Here is a 14,468-nt window from a genome sequence, read left to right on the forward strand (position 1 = left end):
CGCCATCGAGAGCTCAGCTATCCTCAGCTTGCCAGTTCGAAAATGGACCTGCCGCATGATTGAATCTTTATTTCAACTTTACACCTAGGTTTACAGCTGTCTTGTCAGCTGTAAACCTAGGTGTCATACTAAAGCCCCAAGATTCGCCAAAAGAGAGGGGCCTTGATGGCACAGAGCGCGAACATGGATGCGTCGGAGCTTGCGCGCGATATCGCGGCCGGCCTAGCATCGGCAACGACGGCAACGGAGCGCGCGGCACTGGTGCCCGCAGAGCTCGTCGAGGCCATTCAGCAACTAAAATCCCAACGTGACGCGGTGATCTTGGCGCACTACTATGTGGCGCCCGAGGTCCAAGCCGTTGCCGATTACGTCGGCGACAGCTTCTACCTGGCAAAGCTCGCCAAGAGCCTGCCGCAGCAGACCATCGTGCTGTGCGGCGTGGAGTTTATGGGCGAGAGCGCCAAGCTGCTCAACCCCACCAAGACCGTGCTGCTGCCCGAGCCGGGCGCGGACTGCCCCATGGCGCACATGGTCAAGCGTGAGACGGTCGATGCGGCGCGCGCCGAGTACGGCGACGACCTTGCCGTGGTGTGCTACGTCAACTCCACGGTCGAGATCAAGAGCTGGAGCGACGTGTGCGTCACCAGTTCCAACGCCGTTAAGATCGTGTCCGAGCTGCCGCAGCAGCATATTCTGTTCATTCCCGACCAAAACCTGGGACGCTTCGTAGCCGAGCAGGTGCCGCAAAAGCACGTCATTCTCAACAACGGCTACTGCCCGCGCCATCACATCATCACCGTCGAGCAGATCGTCGACGCGACGGAGGCCCACCCCGACGCGCTCGTGCTGGCGCACCCCGAGTGCAAGGCCGACGTCCTGGCCGAGGCCGACTACATCGGCTCCACCGCCGGCATCATCAAGTATGCCGAGGAGTCCGACGCGAGCGAGTTCATTATCGTGACGGTCCGCGGCGTGCTCTACGAGCTCGAGCGCCGCTGCCAGGGCACTGGCAAGAAGTTCTACTTCCCCGCGGTGCAGCCCGCCTGCGTCAACATGGACCTCATCACGCTCGAAAAGCTCGTGCACTGCCTGGAGACGGGCGAGGGCGAGGTGCAGATCGGCGTGTCGGACGAGGCTGCCGACCAGGCCAAGCTCACGCTCGACCGTATGCTCGAGTACGCAGCACGCTAGAACAATGTTGCATGAGGGACGGTCCCTTATGTCACATTCAAGGGAGAGGATTCCTGTGGAAACCAAGCAATACCCCGATATGGAGTGCGACGTCGTCATTGCCGGCTGCGGCGTAGCGGGTCTGTACGCGTCCCTCAATCTGCCGACGAGCACGCGCGTGATCATGCTCTCCAAGGGCGCGGTCGATGAGTGCGATTCGATGCTCGCGCAGGGCGGCATTTGCGTGCTGCCCGAAGGCTCGGACTACGATGCCTTCTTTGAGGACACCATGCACGCCGGCCACTACGAGAACCGCCGCGAGAGCGTCGACATCATGATTCGCTCGAGCCGCTCGGTCATCAACGACCTGCTGGCGATGGGCGTGGACTTTGAGCGCAAGGCCGACGGCGGCCTCGACTTTACCCGCGAGGGCGCACACAGCCGTCCGCGCATTGCCTTCCATGCCGATATCACCGGCAAGGAGATTACGACCAAGCTGCTTCAGGCTGTCCGCAAGCTGGACAACGTGCAGATTTTGGAGCACGTGGCCATGACCGACATCCTGACGGGCGAGCGTGACGGCGCCACGGTGTGTGCCGGTGTCGTCGCCGTTCCCGTGGACGAGGACAACTCGGTTCGTCCCGCCGACGAGCTGACAAATGCCGCCGAGGGCGTGCATGCCGGCGAGCCGTTTAAGATCCATGCCCGCCACACGCTGTGGGCAACGGGCGGCATCGGCGGCGTATACGACCATTCGACTAACTACCCGCAGCTCACGGGCGACGCCTGCTACATCGCTCAGGAGCATGGCATTAAGATGGAGCACCTGGACTACGTGCAGATCCATCCCACGGGTCTGTTCTCGCCGCAGCCGGGTCGCACGTTCCTGATCAGCGAGAGCTGCCGCGGCGAGGGCGCGATTTTGCTCAACGCCGCCGGCGAGCGTTTTACCGACGAGTTGCAGCCGCGCGACGTTGTCGCCGCCGCCATCCGCGAGCAGATGAAGCAGGATGACACCGAGCACGAGTGGCTGAGCTTTGCCCCCGTCGAGCGCGACGTGGTGACCGGGCACTTTGCCAATATCCGCGCGCGCTGCCTGGAGGACGGTCGCGACATCCTGGATGAGCCCATTCCCGTTACGCCGACGCAGCACTACTTTATGGGCGGCGTGTGGGTCGACAAGGACGGCCGCACCTCGATGCCCGAGCTCTACGCCGCGGGCGAGACGGCCTGCAACGGCGTTCACGGCAAGAACCGCCTTGCTTCAAACAGCCTGCTCGAGGCGCTGGTCTGGGGTCGTCGCGCCGCGTGGTATATGCGTACCGGCGAGTCGCTGGCCGTGGAGCAGGCGGGCGATCCCGCGCTCGATGGCCGTCATCGCGCCCTGGGCGCCGACCCTCTGGCAATCGATGATTTGGCCCGTGCCGCCGGCACGCAGGCCGTGGAGGAGTAGACCATGAATCCCATTACCATGAAGCTCGTCGTCGATGATCTGATTCTGCAAGCTCTGCGCGAGGACATTACGTTTGAGGACGTGAGCACGGCGAGCGTGTGCCCCACGGCGCGTCCCGCCACGGTGGAGCTTATCGCCAAAGCCGATGGCATCATTGCCGGCCTGGATGTGTTCGCTCGCACCTTTGAGCTGCTGGATTCGCAGAGCTCGGTGCTGTTTGATGTTGCCGACGGTGACGAGGTACATGCCGGCGACCACGTGGGTCAGGTGCGCGGCGATGCGCGTGTGCTGCTTTCGGGCGAGCGCGTGGCGCTCAACTACCTGCAGCGCATGAGCGGCATCGCTACTTACACGCATCGGATGGCGGCTGCGCTCGAGGGCACCAAGACCGTGCTTGTCGACACGCGCAAGACCACACCGGGCATGCGCGTGTTTGAGAAGGCGGCGGTTGAGATTGGCGGCGGCAGCAACCACCGTTACAACCTGTCGACGGCCGTCATGCTCAAGGACAACCACATCGATGCCGCCGGTGGCGTGACACGCGCGATCGAGATGGCGCGCGCCCATGCATCGTTTACCACGACGGTCGAGATCGAGTGCGAGAACCTGGACATGGTGCGCGAGGCCGTGGAGGCCGGCGCCGACATCATCATGTTCGACAACATGACCCATGACGACATGGCCGCCGCTATTGAACTTATCGCCGGCCGCGCCAAGACCGAGTGCTCGGGCAACGTGGATGCCAGCAATATCCGCGCGCTTGCCGACCTGGGCGTTGACTTTATTAGCTCGGGCGCCCTGACGCACTCCGCGCCGATCCTCGACCTCTCGCTTAAGCACCTGCGTCTGCTGGACGGTAAATAATGAACGCCCGCGAGCGTCGCCGTGCCATCATGGCCGTGCTCGAGGGGGCCAAGGGGCCCGTATCGGGCAGCGCGCTTGCCCGCGAGGTGGGTGTGAGCCGCCAGATCGTGGTGCAGGACATCGCCCTGCTGCGCGCCGATGGGCACGATATCGTGGCGACCAACCGCGGCTACGTGCTGCAGGAGGCCCCCAGCAGCCCCGCCGTGCCTACGCGCTTGGTCAAGGTTCGCCACAGCGTGGAGCAGGCAGGCGATGAGCTCACGAGTATCGTCGACGCCGGCGGCGCCGTGCTCAATGTGATTGTCAATCACCGCGTGTACGGTAAGATTACGGCCGACCTGGACATCCGCAACCGCCGCGATGTCGAGCGCTATCTGCGCGATATCGAGAGCGGCAAGAGCTTTCCGCTGCTAACGGTGACGAGCGGCTATCACTTCCATCGCATTGCGGCGGAGGACGAACAGACCCTCGACGAGATCGAGGCCATGCTCAAGGAGAAGGGCTACCTTGCCGATTTAATGCCCTACGAGGATGATCTCTCGTAGCCGACGCTGCATCTATAAGTTGCGGTGAAATAGTTCCTAAAATCGGCATCTAAGCCATAAAACAGGAACTATTCCACTGCAACTGCCAAGGGTCCCGCTCCAAATTAGCTGCCCACACATGCAAAAGGAGGCCTCCGCGGCGATGCGGAGGCCTCCTTTTTTGTGCACGGTGTACTTTTGAGTGTGCAGGTGGGGGAGTTGTTACTCCTCGACGATCTCGGTGATCGCGCCAGCGGGGCAAGCGTCCTGGCAAGCGCCACAGGCGACGCAGGAGTCCTCGTCAGCGACGGTAGCGACGTCCTGGAGCTCCAGAACGCCAGCGGGGCAGGAGTCGACGCAAACGCCACAAGCGATGCACTCGTCGGCATCAATTACGGGATGAGCCATGGTAGTTTCCTCTCTGTTGACCGACGCTACAGGTGATGCGCGCCGGTTTGATTCGGGCAAAAACATACCACGGGAGCGACCGTTTGCAATACCCTCTGACCGGCATCTTCATACCGTTCGCCGAGTATGCCAAGGTTTACTAAAAAACACGCAGGTGGGGCCGTTGAGCTGCATAAATGTTAGCTAAAGGTGACTTGAAATATAGGGCGATTGAGCGTGCTTGCGGAAACCGCATCCCATTATTTTGTCGAAAAACGGGTTGCAGTTTCCGGTTAGGCCCGCTAGCGGAAAATGCGAGCCGGTATCAGCTCTCAAAACGGGATACGGTTTCCGGTTGAGCCTTCAGACGGAAACTGCGACCCGGAATCCACGCTCAAACCGGGATGAGCTTTCCGCAAGACGGCCCCCAGGCACCCCCGGACGCAAACCTCAGCCATCTCTACATAGATCTCGATAGATTTGCCGAGAACTCAAACAGTGCGTCTACCTGCGCATTTAAGAACCTAAACTCTCAGCAATAAGAAATCTTATATGAATTGACTTAGATTTTGTATATTCCGGCCCATAAGGGGATACACTACATCCTGAAAGACAAGCCGAAACACCGCTCGGCAGACCGCCGAGTCGGTGTAAACGCACAAGAGAGAGGGAATTTCTAATGGGCAAGATTCTTGGTATCGACCTTGGTACTACTAACTCCGCAATGGCCGTCCTCGAGGGCGGTTCTCCGACCATTATCGTGAACGCCGAGGGCGACCGCACCACCCCGTCCGTCGTGGGCTTCCGTGCTGACGGCGACCGCGTCGTGGGTAAGGCCGCTAAGAACCAGGCTGTCACCAACCCCAAGAACACCGTGTTCTCCATCAAGCGCTTCATGGGCCGCAAGTACTCCGAGTGCACCTCCGAGATCAAGACCGTGCCGTATGAGGTCAAGGAGGGCCAGGGTGGCCGTGCCGTCGTCGACATCGAGGGCAAGGATTACACCGCTGAGCAGGTGAGCGCCATGACGCTCGCCAAGATGAAGGCCGACGCCGAGAAGTATCTGGGCGAGACCGTCACCGACGCCGTCATCACCGTCCCGGCCTACTTCAACGACGCCCAGCGTCAGGCCACCAAGGACGCCGGTAAGATCGCCGGCCTCAACGTCAAGCGTATCGTCAACGAGCCGACCGCTGCTGCTCTGGCCTATGGCCTGGACAAGCAGGGCACCGACCAGCGTATTCTGGTCTTTGACCTGGGCGGCGGTACCTTCGACGTCTCCATCCTCGACCTCGCCGACGGCGTGTTTGAGGTTCTGTCCACCTCGGGCGATAACCACCTGGGCGGCGACGACTGGGATCAGCGCGTCATCGACTGGATGGCCGATAAGTTCCAGCAGGAGAACGGTGTCGACCTGCGTCAGGACCCCATGGCCCTGCAGCGTCTGAAGGAGGCCGCCGAGAACGCCAAGAAGGAGCTCTCCGCCGCCCAGCAGACCACCATCAACCTGCCGTTCATTACCATGAACCAGTCCGGCCCGCTGCACCTCAACTACACGCTGACCCGCGCCGAGTTCGAGAAGATCACCCGCGACCTGCTCGAGCGCTGCAAGCAGCCTGTCACCAATGCCCTGCGCGACGCCAAGCTTAAGCTCTCCGATCTGACCGAGGTCATCCTCGTCGGCGGCTCCACCCGTATGCCCGCCGTCCAGGAGCTCGTCAAGACCATGACCGGCAAGCAGCCCAACATGTCCGTGAACCCCGACGAGGTCGTTGCCGACGGCGCTGCCGTCCAGGGCGGCGTGCTCACCGGCGACGTCGAGGGCATCCTGCTGCTCGACGTTACCCCGCTGTCGCTGGGCGTCGAGACCATGGGCGGCATCATGACCAAGATGATCGACCGCAACACCACGATCCCGACCTCCAAGACCGAGGTCTACTCCACCGCTGCCGACAACCAGACCAGCGTCGAGATTAACGTGCTCCAGGGCGAGCGCGAGCTTGCCCGCGACAACAAGTCGCTCGGTAAGTTCCAGCTGACCGGTATCCCGGCTGCCCGCCGCGGCGTGCCGCAGATCGAGGTCACCTTCGACATCGACGCCAACGGTATCGTCAAGGTCTCCGCTAAGGACAAGGGCACCGGCAAGGAGCAGCAGATCACCATTTCCGGCTCCACTGCTCTGTCCGACGACGAAGTCGATCGTATGGTCAAGGACGCCGAGGCTCATGCCGAGGAGGACAAGAAGCAGAAGGAAGAGGTCGAGGTCCGCAACCAGACCGACAGTCTGTGCTACTCCACCGAGCAGACCCTCAACGAGCTGGGCGACAAGGTTTCCGCCGACGTGAAGTCCAAGGCCGAGGCCGCTATCGCCGACGCCAAGAAGGCGCTCGAGGGCTCTGACGTCGAGGCCATCAAGGCCGCCGGCGAGTCCCTGCAGTCCGTGGCCTACGAGCTGGCCCAGGTTGTCTATGCCGACGCTCAGCAGCAGACCGACGGTGCCGCTGGCGCCCAGCCTGCCGACGATGACGTTGTCGACGCCGACTACGAGGTTGTGGACGACGAGGACAAATAATCATGTCCGCCCGTAAAGCTCGCACGGAGGCGGCCGCCGTTGGTGCCGCCCCCGTTGACTCTGAGGAGAAGGACGTGAAGATTCCCGTAGAGGCCGCAGACGTTACCGAGGCCAACGAGGCCCCGGCCGCCGAGGCTGCCGAGAACCAAGTAGAGGATTCCAACAAGGAGGCGACGATGACCGAGGACGAGATGGTGGAAGCCGCTATCCGCGCCGGTGAGGAAGCCGCCGACAACGACTTTAAGCTCAAGTTCGAGCAGGCTCAGAAAGAGCTTGCCGACGTGCGCAATGAGCTCGATGCTGCGGCAGAGGCTCAGAAGGCCGCCGAGGACAAGGCAAAGGACGCCACCGAGCGCACCGCCCGTCTGCAGGCCGATTGGGAGAACTTCCGTCGCCGCACCGCCAACGAGCGCATCGCCGAGCGCGAGCGCGCGACCGAGAAGCTCGTCACTGCGCTGCTGCCGGTGGTTGACGATATCGAGCGTGCAATCGACCATGCCCGTAGCCAGGAGCTTTCCGACGATTTTAAGCAGTTCGTCGATGGCGTTGACGCGGTGCATGCCAAGCTGCTTGATGTGTTTGCGCACGAGGGCGTTGAGCCCATCGACCCCAAGGGCGAGGCGTTCGATCCGCTCGAGCACCAGGCCGTGGGGCGTGTCGAGGACGCATCGCAGTACGACGAGACCGTCAACGACGTGTACCAGAAGGGCTACCGCATGGCGGACCGCATCCTGCGCTCCGCGATGGTGACGGTGACCTACGGTGGCGATAAGCGCCCCGCACCGGAGCCCGAAGCGGCGCCCGAGGATGCCGCGGCCGATACGGCCGAGAGCGCCGAGGAGTAATTGAGAAGGGCCCCGGGGCAACACCCGGGGCCCTTTCTGGCCTAGTGCCATATGAAAGCATGAGCCGCCGTCCGCAGGGGCGGCGGATATAACAGGAGAGGAGCTACGATGGCTGCAGGCAAAACCTTCTATGACATCCTGGGCGTATCCAAGAGCGCCTCCGACAAAGAGATCAAGAGCGCGTTTCGCAAGCTCGCGCAAAAATATCACCCCGATGCCGGCGGCGACGAGGCCAAGTTCAAGGAGATCAGCGAGGCCTACGAGACGCTTTCGGACGAGAAGAAGCGCAAAGAGTACGACCAGATGCTCATGTTTGGCGGCATGCCGGGCGCGGGCGGCGCGTATGGCGGCGGCTACGGTGCCGGCGCAGGCGCCAGCGGCTGGGGCGATATCTTCGACAGCATCTTTAGCGGCAACGGCGCCTGGGGCAGCGATTGGGGCTCGGGCTTTGCCGGGGCTGCGGGCGCTGCCGGTGCCGGCGCGGGCCGCAGCCGTGCTCGCAAGGGCGGCGACCTGTCGTTGACCGTCGATGTTTCGGCCGAGGACGCGTTTCGCGGCGTGACGCACAAGGTCACCTACCGCATTCCCTCGACGGGCGAGCAACAGACAATTACGGTCTCAGTGCCTGCGGGCGCGGTCGACGGTGGCAAGCTGCGCTACAAGCGTCGCGGCGAGTACGGCGTTGCCGGCGGCGAGCGCGGCGACCTGGTCGTGACCACGCACGTGGAGGAGCATCCGCTGTTTAAGCGTAAAGGTGCCGACGTGACTATGGAGGTACCGGTCTCGGTCTACGAGGCGGCGCTCGGCTGCACGGTGGACGTGCCGACGCCCGGCGGTGCGACGGTTCGTCTGAAGGTGCCCGCGGGTACCCAGACGGGCAAGAAGTTCCGCTTTAAGGAGATGGGGGCGCCCGACGTTAAGCACCGTGGCCGCACAGGCGCGCTGCTCGTCGAGATCAAGGTGCAGGTCCCCACGAACCTATCCGATGATGAGCGCGACGCCATGACCAAGTTGCGTGAGGCCGACACGCGCGACTATCGCGAGAAGGTCAACCGTTACAAGGCGACGTACTAGGGCGGTCGTGGCGCACGCCCGCGCCCGCGGGCTTATGATGGACGATAACGAGACGGAAAGGGGTCAGGTAGCATGGCCGAGGACAATAGGAACAAACCGCTGTACATGATCAGCGTGGCGGCCGAGCTGACCGGCATGCATCCGCAGACTCTGCGCGTCTACGAGTCCAAGGGCCTGGTGAACCCCCAGCGCTCGGGTGGCAACACGCGTCTGTATTCGCGTGCCGATATCGAGCGCCTGGAGCTCATCAACCAGCTGACTGACGAGGGCATCAACCTTGCCGGCGTGGTGCGCATTCTCGATATGAAGGAGCGTGCCGAGGAGCGCGAGCGCGAGAACGAAAAGCTCCGCGCCCGCGTGCGCCAGCTCGAGGACGAGCTGCACGAGTACAAGATGCAGAAGAAGATTACCGCCCTGGCCCCGCGCGACGGCTCAGTCAACCCCGAGCAAGTCATGCGCAAGCTTTTGGGCGCAGGCGGGGATCTGTAGTTACGCGGTTTTACCAAACCGCGTAACGGGCCGACGCTGCTCGCCGCCCAGGGCGACAATTTGTCATTCAAAAGGCGAGGCATGACCAGAAGGTCAATGCCTCGCCTTTTTCATGCCAACTTGTTCGCTCTGGACGTCGCTCGCTGTCCGTCCTCTACCTGCGGCGTTGCCTTGCTCCGGATGCGGTAGTCATTGGGGACGTTCTTAAATGACTAGTCGAGAGGGACGCTCTTGCACCAAATCTTCCGACCCACACTGGGTTCGTCCTTTACTTTACTGAGATAAAGTGAACGTGTAGATTCGTAACCCACTCGCAACCGTTCTATGGCACGATATTGAACGAATGTATGCTATGCGCCCAAATCTTTTGGGCAGAGTGGGAGACAGTATGGTCAAGCTGTACGAGGACGGCGTCTACCTGCGCGGCGGCAGCGAGGTTGTGCCTGCGGCCGAGGCTGCCGAGCGCGGTATTACGCAGACGCCCGAGGATGCCAAGCGCGGCACCATCGCGTATTCGATCCTCCAGGCACACAACACGTCCGGAGATCCCGAGGCGCTCAAGATTCGCTTCGACGCCATGGCGAGCCACGACATCACCTTTGTCGGCATCATCCAGACGGCGCGCGCCTCGGGCATGGAGCAGTTCCCGCTGCCCTACGTGCTCACCAACTGCCATAACTCCCTGTGTGCCGTGGGCGGCACCATCAACGAGGACGACCACGTCTTTGGCCTCTCGGCTGCCAAGAAGTACGGCGGCATTTTCGTTCCGCCGCACATCGCCGTCATCCACTCCTTTATGCGCGAGAACTTCGCCGGTTGCGGCAAGATGATCCTGGGCTCCGACTCGCACACCCGCTACGGCGCCCTGGGCACCATGGCCGTGGGCGAGGGTGGTGGCGAGCTGGCAAAGCAACTGCTGCGCGACACCTACGACGTCGCCTATCCCGGTGTCGTCGCCATCTACCTCACGGGCGCCCCGCGCCCCGGCGTCGGCCCGCACGACGTGGCGCTCGCCATCATCCGCGCCGTCTTTGCCAAGGGCTACGTTAAGAACAAGGTCATGGAGTTTGTGGGCCCCGGCATCGCGAGCATGACGACCGACTACCGCAATGGCGTCGATGTCATGACCACCGAGACCACCTGCCTGTCGAGCATCTGGGCCACCGACGAGGACACGCACGCGTTTTTGACCATGCACGGCCGCGGCGACGACTACCGCGAGCTCAAGCCCGCCGATGTTGCCTACTACGACGGCTGCGTCGAGGTCGATCTGTCGAGCATCAAGCCCATGATTGCGCTGCCATTCCATCCTTCCAACGGCTTTGAGATCGACGAGCTCAACGAGAACCTCGAGGACATCCTGCGCGAGGTGGAGCTCGAGGCCGCCAAGATCGGCGAGGGCAAGACGCACTTTAGCCTGCTCGACAAGATCATCGACGGCAAGCTGCACGTGCAGCAGGGCGTTATCGCCGGCTGCTCGGGCGGCAACTACGACTCCGTGGTCCAGGCTGCCCGCGTGCTCAAGGGCGCCAACACCGGCTGCGGCGAGTTCTCGCTGTCGGTCTATCCCACGAGCCAGCCCGTGGCACTCGAGCTTACACGCCGCGGCTACATCTACGACCTTATGGAGGCCGGCGCGATTGTGCGCACGGCGTTCTGCGGCCCGTGCTTCGGCGCCGGCGACACGCCCGCCAACAATGGCCTTTCGATCCGCCACACCACGCGCAATTTCCCCAACCGCGAGGGTTCCAAGCCGGGTAATGGCCAGCTGAGTGCCGTAGCCCTGATGGACGCCCGCTCCATTGCGGCGACGGCTGCCAACGGCGGCGTCCTGACGCCGGCGACCGACCTGCCCGAGGAGACTTGGGACGAGGCCTGCGAGTACACCTTTGACGACGCGCCGTACAAAAAGCGCGTGTACTGGGGCTTTGGCAAGGCGGAGCCTGCCGACGAGCTGGTCGAGGGCCCCAACATCAAGCCGTGGCCCGCGATGGAGCCTCTCGGCGACGACATCCTGCTCAAGGTGTGCTCCAAGATCATGGACCCGGTCACCACGACCGACGAGCTCATTCCCTCGGGCGAGACGAGCTCCTTCCGCTCCAACCCGCTGGGCCTGGCCGAGTTTACGCTCAGCCGCCGCGACCCGGCCTACGTGGGCCGCTCCAAGGAGGTCGACGCCGTGGAGAAGCGCCGCGTTGCCGGCGAGGCCGCGGGCGACCTGGCGGCACTCGATGCTGAGCTTGCCAGCGTGTTTGAGGCACTGGCCGGCGCGGGTGTCACGGCCGATGCCAAGGCGACCGAGTACGGCTCTATGCTCTATGCCAAGAAGCCCGGCGACGGTTCCGCCCGCGAGCAGGCCGCGAGCTGCCAGCGCGTGATTGGCGGCCTGGCCAACATCGTCCACGAGTACGCCACCAAGCGCTATCGCTCCAACGTGATGAACTGGGGCATGGTGCCCTTCCAGATGGAGGCGGAGCCCAACTTTGAGGTGGGCGACTACGTCTTTGTGCCGGGTATCCGTGCCGCGCTCGATGGCGACCTGAAGAACATCGCTGCCTACGTGGTGCGTGCCGACGGTGCGGTTGAGCAGATTGAGCTCTACATTGCCGATATGACGGCAGAGGAGCGTGCCATCGTCAAGGCCGGCTGCTTGATCAACTACAACAAGTTCAAGGCCGCTGCCGAGTAACGCACTTAATTGTCCGCCCGGGGCTTACCCTTTCCCGCCCGCTCACGCGCTTCGCGAAGGTCGCGTTCGGGAAAGGGTAAGCCCCGGGCTACATTTCTGCGTTCTCGTTGGGTCTTGAGGGACGCTAAAAATAGACTTGCTTGATGCCGCCTCTGTTGTCGGGGCGGCTTCTTTTTGTCGAAAACCGCCACAAAGGGGGCAGACATCTTTGTGGTGGTCCGCGGTTTGTCTTGTTCTGTAACAGGTAGACCCTTATTTGCCGAGTAGTTGTTACAGATTTAGATAAACGGAAACTGCTGAACATTTCGTCTCGATCTGTAACATCTGAGGTCCAAAACGGCAGCTAGGTGTTACAGATCGAGACAGTTGAGCGCCAGAGTCGAAAACCACCACAAAGGGGCCTGTCCCTTTCGTGGTGGTGGGGGGCGAGCTCGATGCTGCCGTGCTCGCTGAACGACATTCTAATGAGCGTCTCTACAGGATTTCATCTGGGCTGGCGGGCTTGATTGTTTTGGGGATGCCGAGTTTGGATGACGCGAAATCGTCAACATTGTCCTTAATTCCGTCTTTGGTGTAGACAGTGACCATATAGGTGCTGTGTCCGAATTCGCCCTTGTCGCGTGTTGCCCAGGCATCCCAGTAGGCGGCCCCGTTTCGCCCTTTGATTTTTCCGACACGGCGGAGTTCTGTTCGCTTTAATTTCTGGTTGCTATAGATGGTTCGACCGGCTTCCGCGGTGAGCCCGCACTGTCCAAGCAGCTTGTCGAGGACTTGGTTCATGTGGCGCTCATCGGTGTTTGGTGCGTAGTCGTAGGCGAGGGTGATGGAGTCGAGTGGCTGGTCGTCGATCAGATAGTTTAGCGCCTGAGGTTCAAGGCAGAAATAGGGGGAGCATCCGTCGACCTTGCCGAGCAACGGTAACTTGGACTGCCAACTTCCGGTGGGAATTGCATATTCGTAGAACACGCCACGGCAGACAAAGGAGAGCGAGGTGGCACGCGAGCCGGCGTCGATCATCCCGCAAAGATCGAAGGGCGAGGCGATACCAAAAGAAAAGGGCGTGATGACGATAAGGAAGAGCATCACGATGGGTATGGCGAGAATGGCGATGACGTTGCGGCCGGTGGAATGAGACGGCTTCATATGCGCTCCTCGAGACAAAGATCTGTTGAGGATAGGCAGAAATGGATATGTTCAGAGAACAATTCAAGTTTAATCTCATGGCGCGAGATGGTCGACCGTTAGCGTCGAAAACCACCACAAAGGTGCCTGTCCCCTTTGTGGTGGTGAGGAGCGCGCGGCTCCTTTAGGTAATAGTGCTGGCTGGCGATATCATTAGTGCAGGTGGTGAAGGCTTGCATTGTGAGGTGCTTTGCTGTGAGAAGTCCTGCCCGTATTGGATTGATTGTTTTGGCGCTTGCGATCGCTGTGGTTGGCGCGGGCGCTGTCGGTATGGCATTTCTACCTGCTGCGGTGACGGAGCCGGTGGTCAAGCCTGTGACTCAATCTGTCGAACTTCTGACCGGCGACGACAAGCCCGAGACCATTACCGTTGATTTTGATGAGCAGCCGGCTGTGCTGGGTATTAGCAATTATCCGCGTATTCAGCTTGGGGCCATGCGCTATACCACGGATACAAGCCTGATCGATAGGGCGTCCGAGCTACTCAAGGGCAAAACATTTAAGCGCTGGTACGGATATGCGTCCTATCGGGCAAAAGCGAACGACATGGTTGGCGGATGCCACTCTTCTATCGAGCTGGACACTGCAAACGGCGCAAAGTTATGTGATGTCTCGTACGATCCGGGCTACGAGGGCAATGAGGGTCCGGGCATCTACATCATGGACGGCGATGTCGCCTATGTCATGGAGGGCGACCAGACCGAGCTCAACGATTTTATGGATCAGTGTATCCAAGATGCCTATGAACAGACCTGCTTGCCTGACCCGCAGACTGCACGCGATAGTGGGTCTGCCCGTACATGGCTGTTCGAGGATGAGATGCCCTGGACCGTCGAATCGGGAAGTATGGGTTCGGCGAAGGAGTAGAGACCGCGACCACCACAAAGGTGCCTGTCCTCTTTGTGATGGTTTTCGGTCTGTCTCGATCTGTAACATCTTGGCCGCTAAAAGTGGGCCTGGTGTTACAGATTTAGATTTTTGATCCGGGTGTTTTCTGTTCGTCTCAATCTATAACATCTGGAGCCATAAACAGTCGCTAGATGTTACAGATTGAGATAGTAAGGGGACGAGGGCGCAGCGGGTGAGCGCACCTGCTCCCTATCTCTTAATCACTCAGAAAATCTTATATATAGAGACTTAGATTTGTGTATAAGATCGCGCAAAGCTGGCAACAATACTTCTCGAACAACGTGAAGCCGCCCCGTAGGGCGGCCACCCC

The 14,468-nt window shown here is 61.3% G+C and carries 12 protein-coding genes; 10 read left to right on the forward strand and 2 right to left on the reverse strand.

The genetic code is table 11. The annotated features are described in order from the left end of the window. The first annotated feature begins 165 nt into the window (after positions 1 to 165). From nadA to GXM19_RS08645, 4 genes are read left to right on the forward strand one after another with little or no spacing between them, the layout of a single operon-like run. Positions 166 to 1,191: a quinolinate synthase NadA gene (gene nadA / locus GXM19_RS08630; RefSeq protein WP_006235220.1), complete on the forward strand. Its 1,026-nt coding sequence runs from the start codon at positions 166 to 168 to the stop codon at positions 1,189 to 1,191. 28 nt (positions 1,192 to 1,219) lie between these two features. Then, positions 1,220 to 2,623, forward strand: a complete 1,404-nt coding sequence (locus GXM19_RS08635) for an FAD-binding protein (RefSeq protein ID WP_050766129.1) — start codon at positions 1,220 to 1,222, stop codon at positions 2,621 to 2,623. A 3-nt stretch (positions 2,624 to 2,626) separates the two neighbouring features. Continuing rightward, entirely contained in the window at positions 2,627 to 3,487 is an 861-nt protein-coding gene (gene nadC, locus GXM19_RS08640; protein WP_006235218.1) for a carboxylating nicotinate-nucleotide diphosphorylase, read from the forward strand. Beyond that, entirely contained in the window at positions 3,487 to 4,032 is a 546-nt protein-coding gene (locus GXM19_RS08645; protein WP_006235217.1) for a transcription repressor NadR, read from the forward strand. Before nadC ends, GXM19_RS08645 begins: the two co-directional genes overlap by 1 nt. A gap of 201 nt (positions 4,033 to 4,233) precedes the next feature. Here the strand turns inward: GXM19_RS08645 and GXM19_RS08650 are convergent, their stop codons facing one another. Next, on the reverse strand, positions 4,234 to 4,485 hold the full coding sequence (locus GXM19_RS08650; RefSeq protein ID WP_158564522.1) for a ferredoxin family protein: 252 nt from the start codon (positions 4,483 to 4,485) through the stop codon (positions 4,234 to 4,236). A gap of 592 nt (positions 4,486 to 5,077) precedes the next feature. On the opposite strand from GXM19_RS08650, the gene dnaK reads away from it, so the two are divergent. The 5 genes from dnaK (at position 5,078) to GXM19_RS08675 (ending at position 12,067) form a co-directional block, all read left to right on the forward strand. Beyond that, positions 5,078 to 6,970 carry a molecular chaperone DnaK gene (dnaK, locus tag GXM19_RS08655; protein ID WP_006235214.1) on the forward strand — a complete coding sequence of 631 codons (1,893 nt, stop codon included), beginning with the start codon at positions 5,078 to 5,080 and terminating at the stop codon, positions 6,968 to 6,970. Between the two features lie 2 nt (positions 6,971 to 6,972). Beyond that, positions 6,973 to 7,815, forward strand: a complete 843-nt coding sequence (locus GXM19_RS08660; protein WP_006235212.1) for a nucleotide exchange factor GrpE — start codon at positions 6,973 to 6,975, stop codon at positions 7,813 to 7,815. 108 nt (positions 7,816 to 7,923) lie between these two features. Continuing rightward, a complete protein-coding gene (locus tag GXM19_RS08665) occupies positions 7,924 to 8,889 on the forward strand; it encodes a DnaJ C-terminal domain-containing protein (protein WP_006235211.1) in 966 nt (321 codons plus the stop codon). 72 nt (positions 8,890 to 8,961) lie between these two features. Then, positions 8,962 to 9,378: a heat shock protein transcriptional repressor HspR gene (locus GXM19_RS08670; RefSeq protein WP_006235210.1), complete on the forward strand. Its 417-nt coding sequence runs from the start codon at positions 8,962 to 8,964 to the stop codon at positions 9,376 to 9,378. 388 nt (positions 9,379 to 9,766) lie between these two features. After that, positions 9,767 to 12,067 carry a hydratase gene (locus GXM19_RS08675; protein WP_006235209.1) on the forward strand — a complete coding sequence of 767 codons (2,301 nt, stop codon included), beginning with the start codon at positions 9,767 to 9,769 and terminating at the stop codon, positions 12,065 to 12,067. A gap of 474 nt (positions 12,068 to 12,541) precedes the next feature. On the opposite strand, the gene GXM19_RS08680 is transcribed toward GXM19_RS08675, so the two are convergent. Beyond that, positions 12,542 to 13,210 (reverse strand): hypothetical protein, encoded by a 669-nt coding sequence (locus GXM19_RS08680; protein WP_006235207.1) that lies wholly within the window; start codon positions 13,208 to 13,210, stop codon positions 12,542 to 12,544. Positions 13,211 to 13,444: 234 nt separating this feature from the next. Here GXM19_RS08680 and GXM19_RS08685 point away from each other — a divergent pair, with 234 nt between their 5' ends. Beyond that, positions 13,445 to 14,116: a hypothetical protein gene (locus GXM19_RS08685; protein WP_147293026.1), complete on the forward strand. Its 672-nt coding sequence runs from the start codon at positions 13,445 to 13,447 to the stop codon at positions 14,114 to 14,116. The last annotated feature ends 352 nt before the right edge of the window (positions 14,117 to 14,468 follow it).

The organism is Collinsella aerofaciens ATCC 25986 (assembly GCF_010509075.1).
Lineage (GTDB): Bacteria > Actinomycetota > Coriobacteriia > Coriobacteriales > Coriobacteriaceae > Collinsella > Collinsella aerofaciens.

Bases quoted from the DNA above. Each gene is read 5' to 3' on its own strand.
- nadA (WP_006235220.1), top strand. From the start codon at position 166: ATGGCACAGAGCGCGAACATGGATGCGTCGGAGCTTGCGCGCGATATC.
- GXM19_RS08635 (WP_050766129.1), top strand. From the start codon at position 1,220: ATGTCACATTCAAGGGAGAGGATTCCTGTGGAAACCAAGCAATACCCC.
- nadC (WP_006235218.1), top strand. From the start codon at position 2,627: ATGAATCCCATTACCATGAAGCTCGTCGTCGATGATCTGATTCTGCAA.
- GXM19_RS08645 (WP_006235217.1), top strand. From the start codon at position 3,487: ATGAACGCCCGCGAGCGTCGCCGTGCCATCATGGCCGTGCTCGAGGGG.
- GXM19_RS08650 (WP_158564522.1), bottom strand. From the start codon at position 4,485: ATGTTTTTGCCCGAATCAAACCGGCGCGCATCACCTGTAGCGTCGGTC.
- dnaK (WP_006235214.1), top strand. From the start codon at position 5,078: ATGGGCAAGATTCTTGGTATCGACCTTGGTACTACTAACTCCGCAATG.
- GXM19_RS08660 (WP_006235212.1), top strand. From the start codon at position 6,973: ATGTCCGCCCGTAAAGCTCGCACGGAGGCGGCCGCCGTTGGTGCCGCC.
- GXM19_RS08665 (WP_006235211.1), top strand. From the start codon at position 7,924: ATGGCTGCAGGCAAAACCTTCTATGACATCCTGGGCGTATCCAAGAGC.
- GXM19_RS08670 (WP_006235210.1), top strand. From the start codon at position 8,962: ATGGCCGAGGACAATAGGAACAAACCGCTGTACATGATCAGCGTGGCG.
- GXM19_RS08675 (WP_006235209.1), top strand. From the start codon at position 9,767: ATGGTCAAGCTGTACGAGGACGGCGTCTACCTGCGCGGCGGCAGCGAG.
- GXM19_RS08680 (WP_006235207.1), bottom strand. From the start codon at position 13,210: ATGAAGCCGTCTCATTCCACCGGCCGCAACGTCATCGCCATTCTCGCC.